The 26,691-nt window shown below is 72.6% G+C and carries 19 protein-coding genes and 2 pseudogenes; 16 read left to right on the top strand and 5 right to left on the bottom strand.

The genetic code is table 11. The features are described from left to right. Nucleotides 1-3: 3 nt before the first annotated feature. The 4 genes from dctP (at nucleotide 4) to AB0M28_RS24895 (ending at nucleotide 4,139) form a co-directional block, all read left to right on the top strand. On the top strand, nucleotides 4-1,422 hold the full coding sequence (gene dctP / locus AB0M28_RS24910; RefSeq protein WP_365408992.1) for a TRAP transporter substrate-binding protein DctP: 1,419 nt from the start codon (nucleotides 4-6) through the stop codon (nucleotides 1,420-1,422). 82 nt (nucleotides 1,423-1,504) lie between these two features. Then, a complete protein-coding gene (locus AB0M28_RS24905; RefSeq protein ID WP_365408989.1) occupies nucleotides 1,505-1,861 on the top strand; it encodes a response regulator transcription factor in 357 nt (118 codons plus the stop codon). 8 nt (nucleotides 1,862-1,869) lie between these two features. Further along, complete coding sequence (locus AB0M28_RS24900) at nucleotides 1,870-3,486, top strand: hypothetical protein (RefSeq protein ID WP_365408986.1); 1,617 nt, start codon at nucleotides 1,870-1,872, stop codon at nucleotides 3,484-3,486. Continuing rightward, nucleotides 3,486-4,139, top strand: coding sequence for a response regulator transcription factor (locus AB0M28_RS24895; protein ID WP_365408983.1), 654 nt, complete (start codon nucleotides 3,486-3,488; stop codon nucleotides 4,137-4,139). The genes AB0M28_RS24900 and AB0M28_RS24895 overlap by 1 nt, the downstream gene beginning before the upstream one ends. 67 nt (nucleotides 4,140-4,206) lie before the next feature. Here the strand turns inward: AB0M28_RS24895 and AB0M28_RS24890 are convergent. Further along, nucleotides 4,207-5,294, bottom strand: a pseudogene (locus AB0M28_RS24890) (transposase). Nucleotides 5,295-5,559: 265 nt separating this feature from the next. On the opposite strand from AB0M28_RS24890, the gene AB0M28_RS24885 reads away from it, so the two are divergent. Further along, entirely contained in the window at nucleotides 5,560-6,243 is a 684-nt protein-coding gene (locus tag AB0M28_RS24885; protein WP_365408980.1) for a GntR family transcriptional regulator, read from the top strand. A gap of 354 nt (nucleotides 6,244-6,597) precedes the next feature. On the opposite strand, the gene AB0M28_RS24880 is transcribed toward AB0M28_RS24885, so the two are convergent. Then, nucleotides 6,598-7,992 carry an OFA family MFS transporter gene (locus AB0M28_RS24880; protein WP_365408977.1) on the bottom strand — a complete coding sequence of 465 codons (1,395 nt, stop codon included), beginning with the start codon at nucleotides 7,990-7,992 and terminating at the stop codon, nucleotides 6,598-6,600. Nucleotides 7,993-8,207: 215 nt separating this feature from the next. Between AB0M28_RS24880 and sucC the strand changes: the two genes are divergently transcribed. Then, the gene (gene sucC, locus AB0M28_RS24875; RefSeq protein ID WP_365408974.1) at nucleotides 8,208-9,338 is read left to right on the top strand and encodes an ADP-forming succinate--CoA ligase subunit beta; all 1,131 of its coding nucleotides are present in this window, start codon (nucleotides 8,208-8,210) and stop codon (nucleotides 9,336-9,338) included. A 6-nt stretch (nucleotides 9,339-9,344) separates the two neighbouring features. Next, nucleotides 9,345-10,220: a succinate--CoA ligase subunit alpha gene (sucD, locus tag AB0M28_RS24870; RefSeq protein ID WP_365408971.1), complete on the top strand. Its 876-nt coding sequence runs from the start codon at nucleotides 9,345-9,347 to the stop codon at nucleotides 10,218-10,220. Between the two features lie 54 nt (nucleotides 10,221-10,274). Here sucD and AB0M28_RS24865 read toward each other — a convergent pair whose 3' ends face one another. From AB0M28_RS24865 to AB0M28_RS24855, 3 genes are all read right to left on the bottom strand, one after another. Then, entirely contained in the window at nucleotides 10,275-12,704 is a 2,430-nt protein-coding gene (locus AB0M28_RS24865) for a polysaccharide lyase 8 family protein (protein ID WP_365408968.1), read from the bottom strand. 177 nt (nucleotides 12,705-12,881) lie between these two features. Beyond that, the gene (locus AB0M28_RS24860; protein WP_365408965.1) at nucleotides 12,882-16,061 is read right to left on the bottom strand and encodes a glycoside hydrolase N-terminal domain-containing protein; all 3,180 of its coding nucleotides are present in this window, start codon (nucleotides 16,059-16,061) and stop codon (nucleotides 12,882-12,884) included. A gap of 136 nt (nucleotides 16,062-16,197) precedes the next feature. Beyond that, nucleotides 16,198-16,941, bottom strand: a complete 744-nt coding sequence (locus tag AB0M28_RS24855) for a GntR family transcriptional regulator (protein WP_365408962.1) — start codon at nucleotides 16,939-16,941, stop codon at nucleotides 16,198-16,200. A 301-nt stretch (nucleotides 16,942-17,242) separates the two neighbouring features. Between AB0M28_RS24855 and AB0M28_RS24850 the strand changes: the two genes are divergently transcribed. The 9 genes and pseudogenes from AB0M28_RS24850 to AB0M28_RS24810 form a co-directional block, all read left to right on the top strand. Beyond that, entirely contained in the window at nucleotides 17,243-18,334 is a 1,092-nt protein-coding gene (locus AB0M28_RS24850; RefSeq protein WP_365408959.1) for a substrate-binding domain-containing protein, read from the top strand. A gap of 35 nt (nucleotides 18,335-18,369) precedes the next feature. Further along, nucleotides 18,370-19,458: a mandelate racemase/muconate lactonizing enzyme family protein gene (locus AB0M28_RS24845; protein WP_365408956.1), complete on the top strand. Its 1,089-nt coding sequence runs from the start codon at nucleotides 18,370-18,372 to the stop codon at nucleotides 19,456-19,458. Further along, nucleotides 19,455-20,531 (top strand): ABC transporter permease, encoded by a 1,077-nt coding sequence (locus tag AB0M28_RS24840; protein ID WP_365408953.1) that lies wholly within the window; start codon nucleotides 19,455-19,457, stop codon nucleotides 20,529-20,531. The genes AB0M28_RS24845 and AB0M28_RS24840 overlap by 4 nt, the downstream gene beginning before the upstream one ends. After that, nucleotides 20,528-21,583 (top strand): ABC transporter permease, encoded by a 1,056-nt coding sequence (locus tag AB0M28_RS24835; RefSeq protein ID WP_365408950.1) that lies wholly within the window; start codon nucleotides 20,528-20,530, stop codon nucleotides 21,581-21,583. The genes AB0M28_RS24840 and AB0M28_RS24835 overlap by 4 nt, the downstream gene beginning before the upstream one ends. Next, nucleotides 21,580-23,103 (top strand): sugar ABC transporter ATP-binding protein, encoded by a 1,524-nt coding sequence (locus AB0M28_RS24830; RefSeq protein ID WP_365408947.1) that lies wholly within the window; start codon nucleotides 21,580-21,582, stop codon nucleotides 23,101-23,103. Before AB0M28_RS24835 ends, AB0M28_RS24830 begins: the two co-directional genes overlap by 4 nt. A 62-nt stretch (nucleotides 23,104-23,165) precedes the next feature. After that, entirely contained in the window at nucleotides 23,166-24,017 is an 852-nt protein-coding gene (locus AB0M28_RS24825; protein ID WP_365408944.1) for a fumarylacetoacetate hydrolase family protein, read from the top strand. Between the two features lie 10 nt (nucleotides 24,018-24,027). Continuing rightward, nucleotides 24,028-24,783 (top strand): SDR family oxidoreductase, encoded by a 756-nt coding sequence (locus AB0M28_RS24820; protein ID WP_365409016.1) that lies wholly within the window; start codon nucleotides 24,028-24,030, stop codon nucleotides 24,781-24,783. Further along, complete coding sequence (locus AB0M28_RS24815) at nucleotides 24,783-25,871, top strand: aldo/keto reductase (RefSeq protein ID WP_365408941.1); 1,089 nt, start codon at nucleotides 24,783-24,785, stop codon at nucleotides 25,869-25,871. Before AB0M28_RS24820 ends, AB0M28_RS24815 begins: the two co-directional genes overlap by 1 nt. Continuing rightward, a pseudogene (locus AB0M28_RS24810) lies at nucleotides 25,868-26,602 on the top strand (amidohydrolase family protein); the annotation flags it as partial. The gene AB0M28_RS24815 and the pseudogene AB0M28_RS24810, both read left to right, overlap by 4 nt. Nucleotides 26,603-26,691: the final 89 nt, after the last annotated feature.

The raw sequence follows: 26,691 nt of genomic DNA, 5'->3' as shown, positions 1-26,691 counted from the left end.
CCTGTGTACGGACACAAACGCCGGTCGGGGGCCGTGGCGTTGGCGTTGGCGGGACTACTGCTGGCGGGTACGGCCTGTGAGTCCCGGGACCGGGCCGGCGGGAGCGCCGGAACCGAGGCGACCGTGCTCACCCTGGCCAACATCGGCGGCACGATCAGGCCCGGCCAGCTCGAGGAGTGGGCGCGGGAGGTGCGGCGCCGCTCCAAGGGGTCGCTCAGGATCGAGTTCCGGGACGAGTACCGCGAGGGCGAGAAGAACGCGGAGACGGCCACGGTCCAGGACGTACGGCAGAACAAGGTCGACCTGGCCTGGGTGGGGGTCCGGGTACTGGACCGGGTCGGGGCGCCGGACTTCCAGGCCCTGCTCGCGCCGCTGCTCGTGGACAGCTACGAACTGCAGGCCGCGGTCTTCGAGGCGGGGGTCGCGGACCGGATGGCGGCGGGGCTCGCGGACGCGGGACTGCACGCGGTCGGTGTGCTGCCCGGGCCGTTGAAGCGCGTCGTGGGGGTGGAGCGTCCGGTGCTGGACGTCCGGTCCTTCGCCGGGCGGAGGTTCGCGGTCTCGGACTCCTCGCTGGTGGAGTCGACGTACCGGGCGCTGGGCGCCACCCCCGTGCCGGCCCCCGCGGACGTGGACCTCGCCGGTTTCGACGGTGTCGAGTTCCAGCTGGGGACGGTCGTCGGGCGGCACACCAACGAGCAGGCCGGCTACGTGACCGGCAATCTCGACCTGTGGCCCCGGCCCCTCGCCGTCCTGATGAGCCCGGCCGCGCACGACCGGCTCACCGGCGGCCAGCGGGAGTTGCTGGCGCGGACCCTCAAGGGCCGACAGGCCGCGGCGATCGACGCGGCCCGGGAGGAGGACCGCGAGTCCGCCAAGGCCCTGTGCGGGCTGGGCATGGAGATCCCGAGCTCGTCCGCCGCCCAGCTGCGCGCTCTGCGGGACACGGTGCAGCCCGTGTACGACGAGCTGCGGAGGAACGCGCGCACCGCGGGCTGGCTCGACGAGATCGAGGCGCTGAAGAAGAAGACCGGTGCCGCACCGGACAGCGCGTCCTGCCGGCCGAAGCAGCAGGTGTCCAGCCCCCTGGAGGGCACATGGAAGCGCACCATGACGGACGACGACTGGATCGCCCTGCCCAAGGACCGGTCGCAGGGGCCGCCCAACGGGACCTGGACCATCACCTTCCACAACGGCGTGCTGACCAAGACGGATCCGGGCGGAGACGTGGAGCAGTGGGCGTACGAGGTCTTCCGGGACCGGATGCACGCCTCGGGGACGGTCGAGATCGACGCGACCTTCCGGCTCTCCGGTGACCGGCTCACCTTCGGCGACTTCGGCTTCGGCACCTGTACGGACTGCCAGGGGTACGAGATCACGTTCGGTGGCGGGAAGAAGCCGTGGATCAGGTCGGATGACTGAACCGCCGCTCGGGACGGGACGGCTTCGCGCGGGGACGCCACCCCTGATGCGCGAGGCCGCCTCCGGCTGCCATCATCGGCCCGTGAGGCCGACGTTGCTGCTGGTGGACGACCACGCCGGCTTCCGGTCGTTCGCCCGGGCGCTGCTGGAGGCGGAGGGTTACGACGTGGTCGGCGAGGCGGCCGACGGCGCGGCGGCCATCGAGGGTGCCGAGCGGCTGGCGCCCGGGATCGTGCTGCTGGACGTGATCCTCCCGGACCTCGACGGGTTCGAGGTCTGCGAGCGGATCGCCGCGAGGGGGGCGCACGCCCCCGCGGTGGTGCTGACGTCGAGCCGCGATCCGGCGTCGTACCGCGACCGGCTGGCCCGCAGCTCGGCCCGCGGGTTCATCGCCAAGGAGGATCTCTCCGGGGCGGCGCTCGCCGCGCTGACGGAGTGAGCGCCGCCATGTCCTCGCAGCTGCTGGCGGCAGCGGACGTCACGGTCGGGGCGGTCCTGCTCGGTACGTCGGGTGTGGTCCTTCTCGGGGCGTCCGGCCGGGGCCGGGCGGGGCGTCGGGGCGGGCAGCGTCACGGGGCGGTTCGCCGGGGCGACCGGACGGGCGCGCGCGGCGGCCGGGTCGGCCTGGTCATGGCCCTCGCGGCCGGCTGCTGGTTCCTCGGCTCCATCGTCCCGGGCCTGGTCTTCCTCCACCGGGGGGCGATGGCCCAGCTGCACCTGTCCTATCCGACGGGCCGGCTGCACCGCCGCTCCGCCGCCGTGACCGTGGTCGCGGCGTACGCGGCCGCCCTCTACGAGGGCTTCGCCGATGCCGCCTGGCTGACGGGCGGGCTGGCCGTGCTGGTCGCGGTGGCCGCCGTGGACGTGTTCGCACGCACCTCGGGCACCGCCCGCAGCGCCGGCCGGCCCGCGCTGGCGGCGGCGCTGGTGTTCGCCCTGGTGCTGGCCGTGAGCGCCGCCGACGTCGCCCTCGGGCTGGGCTGGGACCTCCAGGTCGCCCTGGCCTACGACGCCGTGCTGTGCGCGGTGGCGGTCTGGCTGGCGGCGGACCTGCGGTACGGGCGCTGGACCGACGCCACCGTCGCCGCGCTGGTGACGCGGCTGGGCGGGGGCGGCGGCATGGCGGACCTGCGTGCGGCGCTGGCCCGCGCCCTCGGCGACCCGGCGCTCGTCATCGGCTACCGGATACCGGGGCATGCGGGGTACGTGGACGCATCGGGCCGTCCCGTCGATGTGCCGCCGCAGGACGGGCGCCCGCTGGACGGCGACCCGCGCGGGCGCGTGGCCACCCCTGTCGAGGACGACGGCGAGATGGTCGCCGTCCTGCTCCACGACCCGGCCGTACTCCAGGACGAGCGGCTGCTCGACGCCGCGAAGGCGGCGGTCCGCCTCACCGTGGCCAACGCCCGGATGCAGGCCGAGGCGCGGGCCCGGGTGGACCGGCTGGCTACGGCACGGCGCCGGATCGTGGAGGCGGCGGACGAGCAGCGGCGCGTGCTCGCCCAGCAGCTGGGCGGCGGCGCCGAGCGCAACCTGGCGGCGGCGGACCGGCATCTGGCCGAGCTGGCGGCCTCGTCGGACGGGGAGGTACGTGCGGAGGTCGACGCCGTACGGGCCGAGGTCGCCGCCGGCCGTGCGGAGTTGCGGTCCTTCGCCCACGGCGTACGGCCGCGCAGCCTGCACGAGGGCGGCCTCGCGGCGGCGCTGCCCGAGCTTGCGGACCGCGCCGGGCTGCCCGTCACCGTGACGGTGCGGATCGGTCGGCTGGAGCCGTCACTGGAGGCGGCGGCATACTTCGTCTGCGCGGAGGCGCTCACCAACGTCCGCAAGCACGCGCGGGCCACCCGGGCGGGCGTCGCATGCGTCCCGGAGGGGAACGGTGTCGCTGTGCGGGTGACCGACGACGGCCGGGGCGGCGCCGATCCGGGCGGTTCGGGGCTGCGCGGTCTCGCCGACCGGGTGGCGGCGCTCGACGGGCGGCTGCGGGTGGGGGAACAGGCCGCCGGGGGAACGGTGGTGGAGGCGGTGTTCCCGGTCAGGGGAGGTGGGGCACGGTGCGAGTGATGATCGCCGACGATTCGGCGCTGGTGCGGCGCGGTACCGCGGGGCTGCTGACGGACGCGGGCTGCACGGTGCTGGCGACGGTGGAGAACGCGCAGGCGCTGCTGGCCGAGCTGGACAAGGAGGTGCCCGACGCGGTGATCGTGGACATCAGGATGCCGCCCACCTTCACGGACGAGGGGCTGGTCCTCGCCCAGGAGGCGCACCGCAGGCATCCGGCGCTCGGGGTGCTGGTGCTCTCCCAGTACCTGGAGACCCACTACGCGCTGCGGCTGCTGAAGGAGGTGCCGGAGCACGTCGGATACCTGCTCAAGGAGCGTGTCGCGGACGCCGCGGCGCTGTCCGACGCGCTGCGGCGCGTAACCGAGGGCGACTGCGTCGTGGACCCGACGATCGTCGCCCGTCTGATGCGCCGTCCGCGCACCCGGGACCCGCTGGAGCCGCTGAGCGCCCGGGAACGGGAGGTCCTCGCCTTGATGGCGGAGGGCCGGTCCAACACGGGGATCGCGCAGTGCCTGTTCATGAGCCCCAAGACGGTCGAGACGCATATCCGCCAGCTCCTGCGGAAGCTGGACCTGCACGAGTCACCGGCGGACCACCGCAGGGTGCTGGCGGTGCTGACGTATCTGCGGTCGGACCGTACGCCGCGGGCTTAGCCCGGCCCCGCGACACGAAGCGCCAGAACTGACGTCCTCCCGTCCCCGAGGGGAGGGGATTCCTGGCTCAGGCTGCCTGCGGGAGCGGCGCTCCCGGAGGTCTTGCACCCTCGGCACCAGCCGGGTTGAGACCAGCCCGGACCAGCATCACACGGGCGGAGTTCTTGTCCCTCGGGGAAACAAGCCCGCACGCGGTGCAGGTGTAGGTACGTTGCGAAAGAGGCAGTGCGTGCTTGGTTCTCGCTCCGCACGCCGCGCAGTCCATCGTGGTATGCGCCGGATTGACCAGGCGGATGCCCCGCCCGTGCTTACGCCCCATCTCCAGCAGGGCCGCCTTCGTGGCGCCGATCGCCCCATCGGCGGCCTGGGGCGCCATGGTCGTCTTGGCAAGGAACTTCGGCCGGAAGTCCTCCACCGCGATCACGTCATGGTCGGTCACGACCTTCTTCGCCCACTTGCGGGCGGTGTCCTGCCGCTGCCGGGCCACCTTCTGATGCAGCTTCGCGGCCGCCGTGCGCGCCCGGCGGTAGCCCTTCGAAGCGGCCTGCCCCTTGGCCGGTTTGCGGCGGGCCATCATCCGCTGGTAGCGGGCCGGCTTCTGCGCGGCCCCCTTGCCGTGCTGGGGGTGCGGCAGGTGTCCTGATAGACGCGCACCGAGGACGGTGCGGCGGGCAGTTCGCGCGACCGGACCACCGTGACCGCGATGCCGCCCGCCAGCTGCAGGCGGCCGTCCTTAAGTCGAAAGCCGCGGGTGGTGTAGTTCAGCGTCGCACGGGTCTCGCGCTTCTTCTTGTACCGCGGCAGGCCCGCGCGCCGGTGCACTGGCAGTCGCTGGTCGATGTCCCGCAGCGCCTTGGCGCGGGAGGCAGCGAAGTCCCGGATGATCTGCTGCTGTGGTACCGAAGCGCCCGCACGCAGCCACGGCGTGACGGCCCGGGCCGCGGTGAGCATCTTGTCGAGCTGCGCCGGACCGCACGTCAGCTGCGCGTCCAGGTGCGCCCGGTTGTGGGCGTGCACGCTGCGGGACTTGGCCACGCACTCGTTCCAGAGCCACCGACACCGGTCCCATTCGGCGAGCAGCGCGGTGCGGGCGGTCGACGACACCCGCAGCCGGTAGGTGTACCGGGCCCGCCCGCCATCCTCGATCGCCGCCATGCGAAGCAACCTAGCGAAGGGTACTGACAATGCGTCCGCCGTCCGGACAGCGGCTGCAAACGCCGCACCGCCCTGCCGGCGATCCGGCTGTTCTTGCCCTGCTCCGCAGTCCGATTCCTCCCCGGCCTGAAGGCTGGGGCATCCTCGGAGGTTCCAAGTGAACAGGATCACTCTTGCAGGAAGGTGCCCACCGCACACCCGCGCTCAGTAGAATGTATTCAAAAGCCAATCGCTGTCGTCGAGCGAGCTGAGCGAGGGAACAGGCATGCTCTCCACAGGACTGCCCCAAGGCACCGTCCCCAAGCTGGACCGCCCCGGCCCGCTGCGCGAGCGAGTCTACGAGGCCCTCCTCGAGCTCATCATCACCCGCGCCCTGAGCCCCGGGCAGCATCTGGTGGAGACCGAACTCGCCGGCCACCTCGGCGTCTCCCGCCAGCCGGTGCGCGAGGCGCTGCAGCGCCTCAACACCGAGGGCTGGGTGGATCTGCGACCGGCGCAGGGCGCGTTCGTCCACGAGCCCACGCACGAGGAAGCAGACCAGCTGCTGGTCGTACGCGCCCTGCTGGAGACCGAGGCGGCCCGCCTCGCCGCCGCCAACGCCCCGGCCAAGGGCGTGACCCGGCTGGAGGAGCTGTGCGCGGTGGGCGAGCAGGCGGTCGCCGAGGACGACGTCGACGCCGTGGTCGCGGCGAACGCGGCCTTCCACCGGTACGTCATGGAGCTGGCCGGCAACGAGGTCCTGGCGGAGCTGGCCGGCCAGGTCGACCGCCGGGTGCGCTGGTACTACACCCCCGTGGCCCGGCATCGCGGCGCCCAGTCCTGGATCGAGCACCGCGAGCTGATCGCGGCGATCGCCGCCCGCGACGAGGCGAAGGCGCAGGCCGTGATGCGGGCTCATACCGAGCACACTCGGCATTCGTACCATGAGCGGCACAAGGCGGAGGACTGAGCGGTCGGCCGCCGGACCGATTCCGGGGGCTCCGCCCCCGGACCCCGTCGGAAGGGTGGTTGCGTCGCCAGGCGACAGCCGGGGCTCCGCCCCAGCCCCCGTCGGAAGAGCAGTCTCGCCAGCTAGACGACAGCCGGGACTCCGCCCCCAAACCCCGCCCGAAGAGCAGTCTCGCCAGCCAAACGACAACCGGGGACCCCGCCCCCAAACCCCGCCGGAAGGGGCAGTCGCGCCAGCGGGGTGATGGCGGGGGCTTCGCCCCCGGGCCGTCGGAGCTGACCGGGTGGCGGGTGCGGTCAGCCCCGGCCGCCTGGGGAGCACGGCCGGGACTGCGCAACGGGCCCGGTGCGGAGGTCAGTCGGCCTCCCGGCTGATCGGCCGCGGGTTGGGCTCGACGAGGCGGCGGCCCTTGCGGTCGCGGCCCGGCGGGCTGAGGAACACCGCCACGCAGCCGGCGAACAGCGAGATCGACCCGGCGAGCACGAACGCCCCGACATGCCCCCAGGCGCCGACGACCACCGCGCCCATGCCGGAGCCGAGCAGCCCGGACACCAGCTTGGAGCTGTAGACCATGCCGTAGTTGGACGCGTTGTTGTTCTCCCCGAAGTAGTCCGCGGTCATCGCCGCGAACATCGGGAAGATCGCCCCGCCGCCGAAGCCGGAGATGCTGGAGAAGAGCAGGAACAGCGGCAGACTGCCCATCTCACCGGCCCAGATGATGCCGTACTGGGACAGGCCCAGCACGATGCACACGAAGATCAGGCACTGCTTGCGCCCGTACCGGTCGGACAGCCAGCCGATCACGCCGCGCCCGGTGCCGTTGACGATCGCCTTCAGCGACATGGCGGTGGCCACGATGCCGCCGGCGAAGCCCGCCTCGTCGCCGTAGTCGACCTGGAAGGCGATGCCGAAGATGTTGACGCCCGAGGTGCACAGCAGACAGAACCACATCAGGCTCACCCGGCCCGTCTGCCAGGCCTCCCGCGGGGTGTACTGCTTGATCGCCGGCGGATTCTTCTCCAGCGCGCGCCGGGCCCGCGGGTCGTCCGGCGGACGCAGCGGGTCGACGTTCGGCGGCCACCAGTTCTTCGGCGGGTCCTGGAAGAAGTAGCCTGCGGCGGCGACGACCGACGCGAGGAAGACACCGGCGGAGACCAGCACCCAGCGGAAGTTGGTGAGGTCCATGTAGCCGGTGAAGATGAAGACGAAGGGCACGGAGCCGTAGGCGAAACCGCCGTTCACGAAGCCGGTCTTGCCGCCCTTGCGCTCCGGATACCACTTGCCGACCATGTTCACGCAGGTCGCGTAGACCATGCCGGCGCCCATGCCGGAGAACATGCCGAAGCCGAGGTACGCCACGACGACGTGCGGCGCGTAGGCGAGCGAGACGTAGCCGAGCAGCGTGCCCACGGCGCCCAGCATCATCGCCCAGCGGGCCGGCAGCTTTCCGCTCTCACGGAGCTTGCCCGCCGGGAAGGCCACCGCGGCCTGGAAGAACACCCACACGCCGAGCATCCAGAAGATGTGCAGGCTGGACCAGCTGTGCGCGGTGTGCAGGGTGTCCTCCGCGGACGCGAAGGCGTACTCGGCGGAGGAGATGCCCATCATGCCGACCCACGGCAGGATGACCATCCACTTCCGGCCGCGGCCCATGATGTCGGTGTCGGTCTCGCCGATGCGGTACGTTCTGCCGTTCGCGTCGGTCACCTCCCGGTACGGGAGGTCCGTCGTGATCTGTGTCGTTGCCACTGGTTAGCACCCCTTGCGTGGAGTTGCGTGGAGAGAGTCCGGTCAGCGCCCCCTGCCGTGCCTCTTCCGTACCGTGTCGCGATGCAGACTCCGCACATTGCATACAGGACACAAATACTGTATGCAGATGGTTATCCCGCATCGGTGAGTCGATGTCCAGGGGGCGCGCACCGGTTTTCTTCGTCGAACTCGAGCTACGGCAGGTGCTGTTGACCATGGATCTGTTCGAGTACCAGGCACGTGAGTTGTTCAGGAGGCACGGGGTGCCCGTGCTGGACGCGGCCGTCGTCACCGATGCGCCGGCGGCCTTCGCGGCCGCCGAACTGCTGGGCGGGCGCGTGGTGGTGAAGGCCCAGGTCAAGACCGGCGGCCGGGGCAAGGCCGGGGGCGTCAAGCTCGCCGGCACCGCGCAGGAGGCCCAAGAGCGGGCCCGCGACATCCTCGGCATGGACATCAAGGGCCATCCGGTCCGCACGGTGATGCTGACCCAGCAGGCGGAGATCGCCGAGGAGTTCTACGTCTCGTACCTCCTGGACCGCGCCAGTGGCGGCTGGCTGGCGATGGCGTCCGCCGAGGGCGGCATGGACATCGAGGAGGTCGCGGCGACCAGGCCCGGGGCGCTGGCGCGGATCCCCGTCGACCCGGCGGAGGGCGTCACCGCGGCCAAGGCCGCCGAGATCGCCGGCGCGGCCGGGCTGCCGCCGGAGACCGTGCCCGCCCTGGTCGCGCTGTGGGAGGTGTTCACCGCGGAGGACGCCCTGCTGGTGGAGGTCAACCCGCTGGTGCGCACCCGTGACGGCGCCGTCGTCGCCCTCGACGGCAAGGTCACCCTCGACGACAACGCCCGCTTCCGGCACCCGGATCACGCCGCGTACGACATACCCGGCGAAGGCGGCTCGCTGGAGTCCGCCGCCCGGGCCAAGGGCCTGAACTACGTCAAGCTCGACGGCAGCGTCGGCGTCATCGGCAACGGCGCCGGGCTGGTGATGTCGACCCTCGACGTGGTGGCCCGCCACGGCGGCGCACCGGCCGACTTCCTCGACATCGGCGGCGGCGCCTCCGCGCAGGTGATGGCGGACGGCCTCGGTGTCATCCTCGACGACCCCGACGTCAGATCCGTGTTCGTGAACGTCTTCGGCGGCATCACCGCCTGCGACGCCGTCGCGACCGGCATCGTGCGGGCGCTGGAGCGGGTCGAGTTGACCAGACCCCTGGTCGTACGGCTCGACGGCAACAGCGCCGAGGAGGGCCGCGCGATCCTCGACGCGGCCGCGCACCCGTACGTCACCCGGCTGGACACCATGGACGGCGCGGCCGGGCGGGCCGCCGAACTGGCAAGGAGCTGAACCGCGATGGCCATCTTCCTCACCCGCGCCGGCAAGGTGATCGTGCAGGGCATGACCGGCTCCGAGGGCCGCAGGCACACCCGCCGGATGCTCGCCGCCGGCACCGACGTGGTCGGCGGGGTCAACCCCCGCAAGGCGGGCACGGCCGTCGACTTCGACGACCGCACGGTGCCCGTCTTCGGCTCCGTGAAGGAGGCGGTCGCCGCCACCGGTGCGGACGTGACGGTGGTGTTCGTGCCGCCGCCGTTCGTACGGGACGCGGTGGACGAGGCGGTCGACGCCGGGATCGGGCTCGCGGTCGTCATCACCGAGGGCGTGCCCGTGCACGACACGGTGGCGTTCCGGGCCCGGGCCGAGGCGGCGGGCGTGCGCGTGGTGGGCCCCAACTGCCCGGGCCTGATCACGCCCGGGCAGTCCAACGCGGGCATCATCCCGGCCGACATCGCGGGACCGGGGCGCATCGGGCTGGTCTCCAAGTCGGGCACCCTCACGTACCAGCTCATGTACGAACTGCGCGACCTCGGCTTCTCCACCTGCGTCGGCATCGGCGGCGACCCGGTGATCGGCACGACGCACATCGACTGCCTGCGGGCGTTCCAGGACGACCCCGACACCGACCTGATCGTGATGATCGGCGAGATCGGCGGCGACGCGGAGGAGCGCGCCGCGGCGTACATCGCGGCCCACGTCACCAAGCCCGTCGTCGGCTACGTCGCGGGCTTCACCGCCCCGGAGGGCAGGACCATGGGCCACGCCGGCGCGATCGTCTCCGGCTCCTCGGGCACCGCCCAGGCGAAGAAGGCGGCCCTGGAGGCGGCGGGCGTACGGGTGGGCCGTACGCCGTCGGAGACCGCCCGACTGGTACGGGAGGCCCTCGGCTGAGGGGCGGCGGGGGCGAAGGCCGGCGGCCCGTGATGGCCACCTCGTCCGACGCCCTTACGCCGGGCAGGCGAGGTGCGCGGTGTACGAGTGGCCGCGCGAGCCGGCCGTCCGCACGGTCAGGACCGTCCGCCGGCCCGGGACGGCCGTGACCGTGGGGTCCGCCGAGACCACCTCGCCCGTCGCGAAGGGCAGGGTCACCGTGACCGTCGTGGCGGTGCGTCCCGGGTCGGCGACCGCGACGCGGATGCCGTCGTCGCGGCGCGTCACGACCACCGCCGCCGGGCCGTCCGCCGTGATCCCGGCGGCCGTGCCCGCCTGCCAGAAGTGGGCCGCCGTCAGCCCCTGCGAGCGGACCGAGACCGCCTGCGCGATCGCGTCGTTGGCCTCGGTCACGACGGGCCTGGAGCCGGCGAAGGCACGGGTCTCGGCGGCGGACGCCGCGGGCAGCAGCACGTAGGAGTAGCTGCCGCCGGCCGGGGACGCGCCGTGGTCGAACCAGAGGGTCAGGTACGGGCGGGTCACCTCGTCCCGCGTACCGCGCGTGTCCACCCCGTCGTTGATGTCGTACCAGGTGCCCGCGCGGTTCTCGCGCAGCACCCTGAGCGTGGTCGCGGCGTCGGCCGGGTCGGGGAAGACGTAGCCGCCGGTGCCGTCCAGGTGCGCCCACGCGGGGCTGTCCGGCGTGGCGCTCCAGCCCTCGGTGGCGGGCTGGGCGACACCGTCGAGCTGGAACAGGCGGTCGGGGCTCGCGCCGAGGTTGCGGTTCTCGACGACGGTCTCGATGGTCCGGCCGTCGGTGGAGGTGATGCCGTTGCCGAGGCAGACCACGGCGTCGTCGAGGAAGAACCACGCCTTGCGGGCGCGCAGGGTCGACCCCGCCCCGTACAGGTCGAGGGCGGCCGTCCCGAAGCGGGAGTCGAGGACGGCGCCGCCCGCCACGGAGTTCGGCGGGCGGTAGGTGCCGGTCCCCGGTCCGGTGCCGACCTCGGCGCGGACCCTGGTGTCGATCGTGGTCCCCGGCATCCGGTACGGGTCGACGGTCGGCCAGTACGCGTCGCTGAACTGTCCGAGGTCGTCGCCCGCGTAGAGGTACGTCATTCCGTCGCCCTGGTACCAGCCGCGCTGGTTCTCGCCGTTGCCCGCCTCGTAGCAGCCGATCCGCTTGGACGAGAGCGACAGGGCGAGCGCCCAGCCGGGGCGGCGGTGGACGGCGCGGTCCATGTCGGCGAAGGAGAAGTGGCCGGTCAGGCGGGGTGCCGCGACGACGGACGGGTCGTTCAGGATCTGCTTGGCGAGAGCCAGGTCGGGGAGGGTGGCGAGGCTCGCGTACGGGTGCAGCTCGTTGCGCTGCAGCCAGCCCTTGACCAGGGCCCGCCAGCGGTCGGCGTACTCCGCCGGCGCGCCGGTGGCCAGCAGCATGATGCGGCTGGTGATGGCCGCGCCGTCCACGTAGTCGCCGGCGCGCTGGCGGGAGACGGCGCGGCCGCGCACGGTGTCCATGGCCAGCCCGTCGTAGCTGATCGGCGCGAAGGTGCGCTCGACGGCGTCGTGGATGACGGAGATGCCCGGGTCGGTGATCGCCCACTCGGTGCCGGCGAGCAGCGCGGCGACCACGGCGACGCCGCTGAGCGTCACCTGGCCGTACGTGCCCGTGTAGGCGATGTAGCCGTGCTGGACGAAGGAGCCGTCCGGGTAGAGGCCGTCGAAGCTCGTGACGTAGGTGAAGAGGCTGTACTTGCCGGCGCCCCGGATGTCGGAGAGCCCGTCGCGGGCGAGTGCGATCCGGGCCGGGTCCTTCCCCAGCGCGCCGGCCAGGGCGACGATCGCCGCCTTGTCGGAGCGGTTGGCACCGGTCTCGACGATGCTCGGGGTGAGGGTGCGGCGGTCGGGGTTCGGGCAGAACCTGTTGACGGCGGCGAGGTAGGCGGCGCGGTCGGCGTCGGGGACCGAGTGGCGCAGCAGCACCAGCAGGTCGACGAGCGCGCGCGGGGCGCCTATCTCGGCGTACCACCAGCTGCCGACCTCGCCGCGGCCGGAGCTGTAGACGTTGTCGTGCAGGAAGCGCATCGCCGCGAGCAGTTCGGCCTCGACCTCGGCGCTCGCGTACAGCGCGGTGCCGGGGGTGGCCCAGCCGGTGGCGATGCCGCGCAGCCGCTGGTAGCTCTGCCCGTACATGGCGGCGTCGGCGACGGGGGTGAGGTCGGGGAAGACGGCGGTCCGGGAGGCGGACCGGTCCATTCGCTTCCACGTGTCGGACGACCTGCGGTCGACGGCGGCCAGGGCGGCGGCGAAGTCGGGATCCGCCGCGTCGAAGCCGGCGCCGGCGAGCTGGGACTGGGCGCGGGCCAGGATCGTCTCGTACGGGTCGTCCGCGGCGACGGCCCGGGGTACACCCCCGGGCAGGCACAGGGCGGCGCCCGCGCCGACGCCGGCGGCGATGGCGAGGAGACGGCGACGGCTGACGGGTGTGGCGGCGATACGCATGGGGACTCCCGAGAAACGTCAACGGAGGGATGCGACTGTCCGGCCGGGCGGCACGGTTGGGACCGGGGGGCGGGCTCCCGGCTCGCGGTGGAGACCCGGGGGGGGGCGGGCTCCCGGCTCGCGATGGAGACCCCCGGGGGGCGGGACCTCGGCCACGCCCCCCGGGGTTACCGGCGCCTACGCCGCCGGGACCACCTGGACCTCCGCGAGGGAGAGCCCGTTGTGGCCGGCGAGCTGGACGCGCACGTACCGGCCGCTGTCACCCACCGCGATCCTGCTGGGCTTGCCGACCTGCGCCGTGTGCCGGACGGCCCGGACTCCGGGCTGGGCCAGCACCTCGGCCAGGTTCCCGGACACGAACGGCTCGTCGGACACCAGCACATAGAAATCGGTCAGCCGTTCGGCGCAGCAGTCCGTGCGCCCCCAGACGGCGACCTGGTCGATCTGCTGCGCGGCGCCGAGGTCGACCTGCCACCACGGCTGGTCCTCGATGGCGGTGTGGCTCACGGACCCCTTGTTGAAGGTGCCTTCGGTGTTGCCGTCGACCGCTCGCGGGGCCGGGGCGCCGTAGGCGGTGGTGGACTGCGTCGCCGGCTTGCCCAGCGCCAGGTTGGGCCACCGGATCTCGACGCTCGCGGCCGAGCTCTGCCGCCATTCGTCGGTACGTACCACGCCGCGAACCGCTTGCACGCCCTCGGCGGCGTCCTGCGGAACGGTCACGACGAAGTCCGCGGTCGCCGACTCGCCCGGGAGGGACGGCTTGAGCCGTGCGCTCGCGGGCTCGACCGTCCAGCCCTCCGGCACCTCGAGGGTCGCGGTGGCCGCCGGCATCGGCGTCGCGTCCGCCGCGGCGAGGGTGACCGAGACCGGCACCCGGGTGCCCGGCCGCTGCACCTGGTCCGGGCCGGCGAGGCTGATCTGCGCCTGGGGGACGATCCGGTACGACTCACCGGCAGCCGTCGGCAGGGTCAGCACGTCCCCGTCGACGGTGAAGTCGGCGGGCTTGCCGTTCGCCCGGTACACCCGGACCTTGCCGCGGAACGCGTCGTTGCGCAGCTGGGCGTTGCCGCCCTTGTCCGAGGCCAGCCGGATCTCCGTCGGGTTGCCCGAGCGCCAGGTCGTACCCACGGTGAACGCGCCGCGCGCACGCAGACCGTCCACGCTGCCGTCCTTCCAGACGGCCGGCAGGGCGGGCAGTACGTCGATCGTGTCGGTCTGGCTCTGCAGCAGCATCTCCGCCATACCGGCGGTGGCGCCGAAGTTGCCGTCGATCTGGAACGGCGGGTAGGAGTCCCACAGGTTGGCCAGCGTGCTGGACGAGAGCTGCTTGGCGAGCATCGTGTGCGCGTGGTCGCCGTCGAGCATGCGTGCCCACAGGCTGATCTTCCACGCGGCGCTCCAGCCGGCGGCGTCGTCGGTGCGGGCCTTCAGCGACACCTCGGCGGCGTCGGCGAGGGCGGGCGTGGTGCGCGGGGAGATCTGGTTGCTCGGGTAGAGGGCGTACAGGTGCGAGGTGTGCCGGTGGGTGTCCTTCGGGTCGTCGAGGTCCTTCTTCCACTCCTGCAGCTGGCCCCAGGAGCCGACGCGCAGCCCCGGGTCCAGCTTGGCGAGCACCTGCTCCGCCTGGTCGGCGAAGTCGGTGTCACCGACCTTGCCCGCGGCCTCGGCGGCGTTCGTGAACAGGTCCCACAGGATCTCCTGGGACATCGCGGCGCCCGCGGTCGACGAACCGTGCTCCGGGGAGTAGCTGGGGGTGGCGACCAGCTTGCCGTCGGACGGGTCGGTGCGCAGGTTCTCGATCCAGAACTGCGCCGCCTCCTTCATCGCCGGGTACACCTGCTCGGTGAGGTAGTCCTCGTCGAGGGTGTAGCGGTACTGGTCGTAGAGCTGGTTGACCAGCCAGGCGCCCGACTCGGGGAAGAAGTACGCCGGGTGGTCCCAGGCGCCGGTGTGCCCGAAGATGTTGGAGGCGTGGTGGGCCATCCAGCCCTTCTCGACGCCGTACATCTGCTTGGCGGTGACGCGTCCGGGCTCGCGCAGGCTGTTGACGTACTCGGTGAACGGCTTCGCCGTCTCGGCCAGGTTGGTGACCTCGGCCGGCCAGTAGTTCATCTGCAGGTTGATGTTGAGGTGGTAGTCCGACTGCCAGGGCGGGGCGTCCATGTCGTTCCACACGCCCTGCAGGTTGGCCGGGAGCGAACCCGGGCGCGAGGAGGCCACGAGCAGGTACCGGCCGTACTGGAAGAACAGCTGCTCCAGCGCCCGGTCGGCCGCGGACGGTCCGCCGCGGTACTGCGCCAGCAGCTCGTCGGTCGGTACGGCGGGGAGCTGTCCGCCGAGGTCGAGCTTGACGCGGTCGAACAGCTCGGCGTAGTCGGCCTCGTGGTCGTGCAGCAGGGCGGTGTAGCCCTTGGCCGCCGCACGGTCGACCGCGGTGGTCAGCAGGGCGTGCGGGTCCTCGCCCCGGTAGTCGGGGTAGTGGGCGGCGTAGTTCGTGCCGGCCGTGAGGAGCAGGGTCACCGAGTCGGCGTCCTGCACGCTCACGGTGCCGTCGGTGCCGTCCGTGCGTGAACCGCCGTCGTTGAGGACGCGCACCTGCGTCTCGTAGCCCAGGCCGTTGCTGGCGAGGGCGCCCTTGACGGTGATCCGCCCGTCGTCGGCCGTGGCCGAGCTGGTCCGGTTGGCGGGGACGCCGATCCGCGCCTTGAGGTCCACCTGGCCGGGGCGGTCGGCGGTGATGCGGGCGACGATGACGCCGTCCACGGCGGTGGCGAAGTACTCGCGCTTGTAGTGGACGTCGCCGGACTGGTACGAGACGCCCGCCACGGCCTTGTCGATGTCCAGGTCGCGCCGGTATCCGGTGACCGGTGTGGTGCTGTCGGGGAAGGTGAGGCGCAGGTCGCCGAAGCTCTGGTAGGCGCCGAAGCGGCGGTAGCGGGGCGTGTCGGACGGCATGCCGAGCTTGTCGCGTACGTACTCGGGCGTCACCTTGCCCTCGGCCCAGATCCGCTGCCGGACCTCCTCCAGCGCGCCGGGGCGCGGCGCCGACCAGTTGCCGAAGTTGTAGTCGGACACCCCCGGCCCGCCGGTCCACAGGGTCTTCTCGTTGAACTGGAGGCGTTCGGCCCCGACGCCGCCGAACACGGAGGCGCCCATGGCCCCGTTGCCGATCGGCAGCGCCCGCGACTCCCAGCCGCTGTGGGTGTCCGGGGCGGGTTCGTCGTACCACAGCACGGAGTCGGATCCCCCGGCCGCCGATGTCCCTTCGGCCGCGGGGGTGTCGGCGGCGGCCGGTGGGAAGGTGAGTGCGGCGCATAGCGCCAGCAGACTCAGTCCTGTGGCTGTGCGTCTGCGCATCGGGCGGCTCCACTCTCGTCGACAACGCTTGACTGATTTCGTATATGAAATGAGCCCTGTCAGTGCCCAGTCAAGGGAGTGGAGTCAGGCATCTGCCGTCAATTTCCTGGGCAGATCGGGTGGTTCAGGACATGACTCAGGGTCGGATCGTATCGGATTGGCCGGAGTCCTCGGCGTACCGGCTGAGTTGGCGTTCGAGGCTCAGCTCCAGGTGCTCCCGCATGGCCGCCGCGGCGCGCTCGGGGCTGCGCCGCACGATCGCCCGTACGATCCGGCTGTGTTCGAGGGCCGTGGCATCGCCGCCGCCGGCTACCGCACCCAGCCGGAAGAGGTGCAGGTGCGTGTGCAGCCGCTGGACGGCCGCCCCGAGCAGGGTCCGCCCCGAGGCGGCTGCCAGCGCGTCGTGGAACTGCTGGTCCACGGCCATGTACCGGCCGTAGACGCGGTAGCCGTGCGCCTCCTCCGGCAGCCCCTGCAACTCGTCGACCAGGGCCTCCAGCCGGTCGAGTTCGGCGTCGCCGATACGTTCGGCCGCCAGTGCGGCGGCCCGGGGCTCCAGCAGCACCCGCATCTCGAAGAGCTCCACCACGTCCCGCCTGGTCAACAGCTCGGTCGCGCGGTAGCCCGAGAGGGACCGCTTCACCACCAGACCGTCCGCCTCGAGCCGGGCCAGGGCCTCGCGGACGGGCGTCGGCGACACCCCCAGGGACCGCGCCAGCGCCTCGATCCCGACCCGCGCGCCCGGCTGGATCACCAGGTCCATCACCATCGCCTTGACGGACTCGTACACGCTGTCCGCGAGCACCTCGCGCTTCGGCGGTGCGGGGACGATCCGGGCGAATGCCTGCCGTGCGCCACCCGGCTCCGCGTCCAACGGCATGGACTCGCCTCCTCTTCGGCAGCCAGGCCGCCAGATTCTATGTGATTCACAAGTGGTACGTCACGGACATCCTCGTCCCGGGCGGAGCGCGGACCGGCGCGCCCCGAGCTCTTCCGGCGCTGAGCCTCCGGATCCACATCACAGCATGTCAACAGGCAAGTCACAAGCGGCGAGCGGGTTTCCGCCGATGCCGCCCCGGTAGGTTCCAAGGTAATCCGCGTACGGGTCTTGACGCGGCGCCGACCCCTCATGCAACCTCGCCAAGCAACCAAATCCTATTTGATTTGTCTGGAGCAGCGTCATGATCCGTCCCAGAGCCGCCCTGGCCGCCGCCGTCACCGTCGTCTTCCTCGCCACCGGCACCGCGGCGTGCACCGTGAAGTCCTCGGACGACTCCGCGACGACAGGCAACGCCGCCGCCGCGAAGCCCGGCGGCGGGTCGGCCGAGCTCGCCGACGGCTCCCAGACGAAGATCGCGCTGGTGCCCGGCGGCGCCCACCCCTACTTCCAGCCCTGGAAGCAGGCCGGCGCCGACGCCAAGAAGAGCCTCGGCCTGGGCGACGTCCTCTTCGACGAGACCGCCGAGTGGGACCAGCAGAAGCAGAACAACGTGCTCTCCACCCTCGCCGCCCGCGGCTACAACGCCTTCGGCGTCTTCGGCGTGTCCCCGACGGACATCAACACCACCTTCGCCGACCTGAAGTCCCAGGGCTTCGCGGTGGCGTCGCTGGCCTCCTGCCCGGCCGGCGAGAAGAACGAGGCCGACTTCTGCCTCTCCACGGACGTGGAGCTCGCCGCGTACAAGTCGGCGAAGGCGGCGATCGAGGCGATGGGCGGCCAGGGCTCCCTCGTCCATCTGACCGGCAACAACGTCGACGCCAACACCCAGCGGCGGATCAAGGGCGTCGAGAAGGCCGTCGCCGAGACCGGCGGCAAGGTCAAGCTGCTGCAGACCGTCACGGACATCGACAAGGACCTGCAGACGGCGCAGAAGGCCGTCTCCGACCTGCTCGCCGCCAAGGGCGACCAGATCCAGGGCATCGTCTCCACCGCCTACAACCCGGCGGTCGCCGCGGCCGAGGCGGTCAAGGAGACCGGCTCCAAGGCCAAGGTCGTAGCGATCGACGACGACGCCAAGATCCTCGACTCGATCAGGAACGGGTCCGCCGCCGCCACCGTCGTGCAGAACCCCGTCGGCCAGGCGGAGATCGGCGCCTGGGCGCTGGCGCTGCTGCAGTCCAAGCAGTGCACGATGGCCGAGCCCGGCGTGATCGTCGACTCCGGCTCCTTCGTGGTCACCAAGGAGAACGTCGAGGACTACGACACCGCGCGGCAGGCGAGGACGACGGAGCTGAAGAAGGAGTTCGCCGACAAGTACCTCTCCTGCAAGTGAGCGTCCGGCCGCCGACCACGGAAAGTCAGAACCCCATGAGCACCATCACGCACGCCTCGGCGCTGCTCGCCGACATCGCGGTGGAGACCGACCGCACCGACGCGGTGCAGTCGTTCGTCAAGCAGGAGACCATCCTCGTCCGCCTCACCACCTCCGACGGGCTGGAGGGCATCGGTTACGCCTACACCATCGGCACCGGCGGGACCTCCGTCCTCGCGCTGCTCCGCGACCATCTGCTGCCGCGCCTCGCGGGGAAGGACGCGCGCAACGTCGAGGGGCTCTGGCAGGAGCTGTTCGGCCTGACCCGGGCGACGACCACCGGCGCCATCACCTCGCTCGCGCTGGCGGCCGTCGACACCGCCCTGTGGGACCTGCGCTGCAAGCGCGCGGGCGAGCCGCTGTGGCAGCTGGCCGGCGGGCACCGGCAGGAGGTCCCGGTGTACGACACGGAGGGCGGCTGGCTCCACCTGACCGCGGACGAGCTGGTCAAGTCGGCGCTCACGGCCAAGGAGGCGGGGTGGGCCGGCGTGAAGATGAAGGTCGGCAAGCCGCACCCCGCCGAGGACGCGGAGCGGCTGCGCGCCGTACGCGAGGCCGTGGGCCCGCAGCTGCACATCATGACGGACGCCAACCAGTCGCAGTCGCTGTCCTCCGCCGTACAGCTGGCCGCGGCCCTCGAGCCGTACGACCCGTACTGGCTGGAGGAGCCGCTGCCCGCCGACGACATCAGCGGCCACGCGCGGCTCGCGCGCTCGACCACCATCCCCGTCGCGGTCGGTGAGTCGATGTACGCGCCGATGCAGTTCCGCAGCTACCTGGAGCAGGGCGCCGCCTCGGTGGTGCAGGTCGACGTGGCCCGCGTCGGCGGTATCACCCCGTGGCTGAAGGTCGCGCACCTGGCGGAGACCTTCAACGTCAAGGTCTGCCCGCACTTCCTGATGGAGCTGCACGTCAGCCTGGTCGCCGCGGTCCCCAACGGGGCGTACGTCGAGTACATCCCGCAGCTGCGCGCCGTCACCCGCACCGAGCTGACGGTGCGCGACGGGCTGGCCGTGGCGCCGGACGAGCCGGGCATCGGCATCGACTGGGACCTGGACGCCATCGAGGACCGGAGGGTGTCATGAAGGCGGCGGTCGCCGTACCCGAGGGCGACACCGAGCAGGCCGCCGGTGGGGCGCGCCCCGCGCACCGGCTGCCGTTCTGGGTCAACCAGCGCCTCGGCCTGCTCGTCCTCATCGTCGCGCTCGGCACCCTGTTCGGGATCCTGCGCCCCGCGTTCTTCGACCAGCGGCTCGTGCTGTTCCCGCTGCTGCGGGACATCTCGACGCTGACGGTGGTGGCGCTGGCGCAGCTGGCCGTCCTCTCCGTCGGGCACATGAACCTCGCCGTCGGGCGGATGGCCGCGTTCGGCGCGTTCTTCGCCGGCTTCGGCTACGACCGGCTCGGGCTGTCGCTGCCGCTGGGGCTGGTGCTGTGCCTGGTGGCCGGGGCGGCCATCGGGGCGCTCACCGGCTGGATCATCGCCCGTACCGGGGTGAGCTCCTTCGTCGTCACGCTGGCGATGGACTTCGCCCTCCTCGGCCTCATCTCGCTGCTGTACTCGGCGTTCACCGAGAACGCGGCGTTCACCACCCGGCCCGCGGGGCTCGCCGAGCTGCGCTCGGCGTCGCTCGCCGACGCCTGCGTGGGCCCCGTCTGCGGCTCCCCCGCCGTCCCGCAGATCGCCCAGTTCACCGTGCTGGCCCTGCTCGCCGTCGGGTTCCTCTACTCCCGTACCCGGATGGGCCGCGAGCTGCTGCTGACCGGTGCGAACCCGGCCGCCGCCGAGCTGTCGGGCATCCCCACCGGGCGCCGGATCGTGCTGGCGCACGCCCTGTCCGGGCTGCTCGCCGCGCTCGCCGGGTTCATGGCCGCCGTGGGCACGGGCACGTTCCGCGCCTCCATCGGCGAGGACTTCATGCTCCCGTCGTTCCTCGGCTCGGTCCTCGGCGGCACGCTCCTCACCGGCGGTGTCGTCTCCGTCCTCGGCGCCCTGCTGGGCACCGCCCTGGTCGGCGTCATCCGCAAGGGCCTGGACCTGCTGGGCGTCGGGCTGGAGAGCCTCAACATCTATCTCGGCTGCGTGCTGCTGCTGGCTCTGTCGGCGGACCGGGTACGCACCGTCCTGTCCTACCGCAAGGTGGTGCGCTCCACATGACCACGATCCGCGACCTGCGCGCCGCCGCCCCGGCGGCCCTACGGCGCATGTCCCGCTCCACGACGACGACCCTGCTGTGCGTGGTCCTCGCGGGCTACGTCGCCCTGGGGATCTCCTCGTCGGGCTCGTTCTTCGAAGGCCCGTCGCTGCGTACGTTCCTGCAGTACCTCGCCACGCCGATCCTCATCGGCCTGGCGCAGATGGTGGCCCTGTGCGTCGGCCAGCTCAACCTGGCCGTCGGCGCGCTCGGCGGCTTCACCGCCTGCCTGATGGGCGTGCTGATGGCCGACAACGGGGTGCCCGCGGTGCTCGCCGCGCTGATCGGCGTGCTCGCCGCCACCGCGACCGGCCTGGTGACGGGCGTGTTCATCGTCGCCACCCGGATCAACGGCTTCATCGTCACGCTCGGCACCATGACGATCCTGCTCGGCGCCCAGTACCGGCTGTCGGGGACCCGTACCATCGACGGCTACTCCGAGACGCTGCGCGACCTCGGGCGTGCGGCGCCGCTGAACATCCCGCTGGTGTTCCTCACCGCGCTCGCCGCGGCCGCCGCCCTCGCCGCGTTCATGTACCGCACCGTGGCCGGCCGCCGGCTGCTCGCCGCCGGCGGCAACCCCCTGGCCGCGCGCCTCTCCGGCATCTCCACCGACCGCCAGATCGTGCTCGCCCACACCCTGTCGGGCCTGCTCGTCGGCATCGCCGCGCTGACGGCCACCGCCTCCCTGCCGGGCGTCAACCGCAGCGTCGGCGGCGACTGGCTGCTGCCCAGCTTCGCCGCGCCCATCATCGGCGGCGTCGCCCTGACCGGCGGCTCCGTCGCGGTCGTCGGCACGGTGCTGGCCGCGTTCCTGATGCGGCTCATCGACACCGCGCGCGCCCAGTTCTCGCTGGACCCGAGCTGGGTCAACTTCCTGATCGGCCTGGTCGTGCTCGGCACCGTCGTCGGCGGCCGCATCCACCAGACCCACCTCGACAAGAAGGGCCCGGCGCCCGTGCCACGCGGCGACGCGACACCGGCCGCCGCGGCCGCGACGGGAGGCGCCCGATGAGCAACGTACTGCTGCGATGCGAGGACATCGTCAAGGTGTTCCCCGGTGTGCGCGCCCTCGACGGGGTCGGGCTGACGCTGACCGCCGGCACCGTGCACGCCCTGCTCGGTGAGAACGGCGCGGGCAAGTCCACCCTGATCAAGGTGATCACCGGGGTGCACGCCCCCGACGGCGGGCGGCTCACCTGGCGCGGGGAGGAGATCCAGCTGCGCTCGCCGCTGGAGGCCACCCGGGCCGGGATCGGCGTCGTCCACCAGGAGCGCAACCTGATCCCCGGGTTCTCCGTCGCGGAGAACATCACCCTCCAGGACCCGCCCTCGCGCCGGGGCCTGGTCGACCGGGAGGCCATGACCGCCCCGGCCGAGCGCTGCCTGGCCGAACTCGGCCTGGACCTCGACCCGCACCGCCTGGTGCGGGAGCTGTCGGTGGCGCAGCAGCAGCTGGTGGAGATCGCCAAGGCCCTCTACACCGACAGCCGGGTGCTGCTGCTCGACGAGCCCACCGCCTCCCTGTCCCCGCAGGAGGCCGAGCACCTCTTCGACGTCGTACGCCGGCTCACCGCGCGCGGCACCTGCGTCGTCTTCGTCAGCCACAAGCTGGAGGAGGTCTTCGCCGTCTGCGACACCGTCACCGTGCTGCGCGACGGCAACTCGGTGCTCGAGTCGGCGTCCCTCGACGACCACACCCAGGACGACGTGGTCAGCCTGATGGTCGGCCGCGCGCACACCGTGTCCGACATGACGCCGCGCACCTTCGACGCCTCGGCGGACCCGGCGCTCTCCCTCACCGCCATCGCCACGGCGTCCGGCCACGAGGACGTCTCGCTGGAGGTCCGCCCCGGGGAGATCGTCGGCCTGTACGGGCTGGTCGGCGCGGGCCGCAGCGAACTCGTCAAGGCCGTACTGGGCCTCGACCGCGTCACGGCCGGCGAGATCCGCGTGTACGGCGAGAGCGCGCGGATCCGCTCGCCGCGCGAGGCCCTCCACACGTACGGGATCGGCTACCTGACCGAGAACCGCAAGGAGGAGGGCGTCTTCCTGGAGCAGCCCATCGTCCGCAACATCACGGTCACGGTGTGGAAGAAGATCGCCCGCGCGCTCGGCCGGGTCTCGGCCCGCCAGGAGCGGGAGGTGGCGCAGGACCTGATCGACCGCCTCGGCATCCGCGTGGCGGGGCCGGAGCAGAACGCCGGGGAGCTGTCCGGCGGCAACCAGCAGAAGGTGAGCCTCGCCAAGTGGCTGGCCGCCGACACCCGGTTGCTGATCGTCGACGAGCCGACCGTCGGGGTGGACGTGCGCACCAAGCACGCCTTCCACGAGCTGATCTGGGACCTGGCCCGGGACGGCCTGCCGATCCTGCTGATCAGCAGCGACCTGGCGGAGATGGTCACGCTCGCCGACCGGGTGGTCGTGATGGCCGGCCACCGCGTCCGCGGTGAGGTGGCCAACGACCACGACTACGAGCGGATGAGCGGGAAGATCATCCGCATCATCCACGACAAGGCGGGGGCGGCGGCCTGAGCCGTCTCCGCCGTGTGATCAACCCCGCGGCGCGAAGGCGCCGCGACCGCAAGGAGAAGCAAGTGAAACTCATGCGCCTCGGCGCCCCCGGCCACGAGCGTCCCGCCGTCCGCACCGACGACGGCACGGTCCGCGACCTGTCGGGCCTGACCGGCGACATCGACGGCCCGTTCCTGGCCGCCGGCGGTGTCGGCCGGGTACGGGACGCCCTGGAGGCCGGCACCCTGCCCGTCCTGGACGCCGAGGGGCTGCGCGTCGGCGCGCCCGTGGCCCGTCCCGGCAAGGTCGTGTGCGTCGGGCTCAACTACCGCGACCACGCGGCCGAGACCGGCGCCCTGGTACCGGAGCGGCCGGTGGTGTTCATGAAGGACCCCGGCACCGTCGTCGGCCCGTACGACACCGTGCTCGTCCCGCGCGGGTCGGACAAGACCGACTGGGAGGTGGAGCTCGCGGTGGTGATCGGCAGCCGGGCCCGCTACCTGGAGACTCCGGACGACGCGGCGGGAGTGATCGCCGGATACGCCGTCAGCAACGACGTGTCGGAGCGCGAGTTCCAGCTGGAGCTGTCCCCGCAGTGGGACCTGGGCAAGTCCTGCGAGACCTTCAACCCGCTCGGTCCGTGGCTGGTCACGGCCGACGAGGTGGCGGACCCGCAGGCGCTCGGACTGCGCCTCAGCGTCAACGGGGTGCCGCGGCAGAACGGCGCCGCCGAGAACATGATCTTCCCGGTGGCCTACCTCGTCTGGTATCTGAGCCAGTACATGGTGCTGGAGCCCGGCGACGTCATCAACACCGGCACCCCGGCCGGGGTGGCCCTGGGCCTGCCGGACAACCCCTATCTGCGCGCGGGCGACGTCGTCGAGCTGGAGATCGACGGGCTCGGCGGCCAGCGGCAGGTGTTCGCGGATGCGTGAGGAGACGACCGTGGGCGAACTGTCCGGACTGAAGGCCCTGGTGACCGGCGGAGCCTCCGGCATCGGGCGGGCCACCGCCGAGCTGCTGGCCGCGCGCGGCGCCACCGTCGCCGTACTGGACCTCGACATCCGCAGCCTGGACGGGGACCTGCGCGGCTACACCGCGGACGTGTCCGACGACGACTCCGTACGCTCCGCCGTCGCCGCCGCGGCGGCCGGACTCGGCGGCCTCGACATCGTGGTGAACAACGCCGGCATCGGCGCCGTCGGCACGGTCGAGGACAACGACGACGAGCAGTGGCACCGCGTGCTGGACGTCAACGTCCTCGGGATCGTCCGCACCACCCGGGCGGCCCTCCCCCACCTGCGTACGTCCGAGCACGCCGCCGTCGTCAACACCTCCTCGATCGCGGCGACGGCCGGCCTGCCGCAACGCGCCCTGTACAGCGCCAGCAAGGGCGCCGTGCAGTCGCTCACCCTCGCCATGGCGGCCGACCACGTCCGCGAGGGGATCCGCGTCAACTGCGTGAACCCCGGCACCGCGGACACCCCCTGGGTGGGACGGCTGCTGGACCAGGCCGACGACCCGGCGGCGGAGCGGGCCGCCCTCAACGCCCGCCAGCCCATGGGCCGGCTGGTGTCCGCCGCCGAGGTCGCGGCCGCGGTCGTCTATCTGGCGAGCCCCGCCGCCGCCTCGGTCACCGGCACCGCGCTGGCCGTCGACGGCGGCATGCAGGGCCTGCGGCTGCGACCGGAGGCGCGCTGATGACGACGGCTCCCACCGCCGAGCTGCCGGTCCGTACCCTCGGCCGCTCCGCCGTCCCCGTCACCGCGCTGGGCTTCGGCAGCGCGGCGATCGCGGGCCTGTACGAGCCGGTGGGCGAGGACGAGGCCGCCGCCACCGTGGACGCGGCCTGGCAGTCGGGTCTGCGCTACTTCGACACCGCGCCGCACTACGGGCTCGGCCTCGCGGAGCGCCGCCTGGGCGCCGCGCTGCGCGGCCGGCCCCGCGACAGCTACACCGTGTCCACCAAGGTGGGCCGGCTGCTGGAGCCGTCCGACGCGGGCGGCGACGACCGGGCCAACGGGTTCGCCGTACCCGCGACGCACCGGCGGCGGTGGGACTTCAGCGCCGACGGCGTACGCCGCTCGCTGGAGGACAGCCTCGTCCGCCTCGGGCTGGACCGGGTGGACCTGGTCCTGCTGCACGACCCGGACGGCCACGAGGAGCAGGCGTTCCGCGAGGCGTACCCGGCGCTGGAGGAGCTGCGCGCGCAGGGCGTCGTGGGGGCGATCGGCGCGGGCATGAACCAGAGCCGGATGCTGGCGCGGTTCGTGACGGACACCGACGTCGACGCAGTGCTGTGCGCCGGGCGCTACACCCTGCTGGAAGGGGGCGCGTTGGACGACCTGCTCCCCGCCGCCTCCGCGGCGGGCAGGAGCGTGGTGATCGGCGGCGTGTTCAACTCCGGGCTGCTGGCCGACCCGAAGCCGGGGGCCACGTACGACTACGCCGCGGCGCCCGCGGAGGTGCTGCGGCGGGCGGTGCGGATGCGTGACACCGCCCGGGGTTTCGGCGTACCCCTGCGCGCCGCGGCGCTGCGGTTCCCCTTCGGGCACGCGGCGGTCGCCTCGGTGCTGGTCGGGGCGCGGTCGGCGGCCCAGGTGCACGACGCCGTCGAGCAGTTCCGCCACCCCGTCCCCGGCGCCCTGTGGGACGCTCTGCGGGCGCGGGACCTGCTGCCCGAGGGGGCGCCCGTACCCGCGGGGGGCCCGAAGCCCGCAGAGGCGCCCGTACCCGCGTGGGGCTCGGAGCCCGCAGAGGCGCCCGTACCTGGAAGGACCACGTCATGACCGTCGTCGACGCCCACCACCACCTCTGGGACCTGGAGGTACGTGACCAGGACTGGATCACCGGTCCCGATCTCGCGCCGCTGCGCCGCGACTTCCTCCTCGCCGACCTGGAGGCCGAGACCCGCGAGGCGGGCGTCGCCGCCACCGTGCTCGTACAGACGATCACCGTGCCGGAGGAGACGCCCGAGTTCCTGGAGATCGCCGCGCGGAGCGACGTGGTCGGCGCGGTCGTCGGCTGGACCGATCTGACCTCCCCCGGCGTCGCGGACGAACTGGCCCGGCTGCGCGCCCTGCCCGGCGGCGCGTACCTGCGCGGCATCCGCCACCAGGTGCAGGGCGAGCCGGACCCCGACTGGCTGACCCGCCCGGAGGTGCTGCGCGGGCTGCGCGCCGTGGCCGACGCCGGTCTGGTGTACGAACTGCTGCTCCTCCCGCACCAGTTGCCCGCGGCGGTACGGGCGGCGCGGGCCGTCCCGGGGCTGACGTTCGTCCTCGACCATCTGGGCAAACCGCCGATCGCGGCGGGCGAGCCGGAGCCGTGGGCCGGCCGGGTGCGCGAGCTGGCCGCCGAGCCCAACACCGTGTGCAAGCTCTCCGGCATGGTGACGGAGGCCGACTGGCGCTCGTGGACGGTCGACGGTCTGCGCCCGTACGCGGACACCGTGATCGACGCGTTCGGCCCGCAGCGGCTGATGTACGGCTCCGACTGGCCCGTGAGCACGCTCGCTGCTCGCCGAGTCCGTCACCGTGACGGTGACGCTCGAGGACCCGATCGCGGTGGGCGTACCGGAGATCAGACCGGTGGAGGAGTTGATGGTGA

It is taken from the genome of Streptomyces sp. NPDC051940, assembly GCF_040680895.1.
Classification (GTDB): Bacteria; Actinomycetota; Actinomycetes; order Streptomycetales; family Streptomycetaceae; genus Streptomyces.
This window is presented reverse-complemented; position numbering and strand designations above follow the sequence as displayed.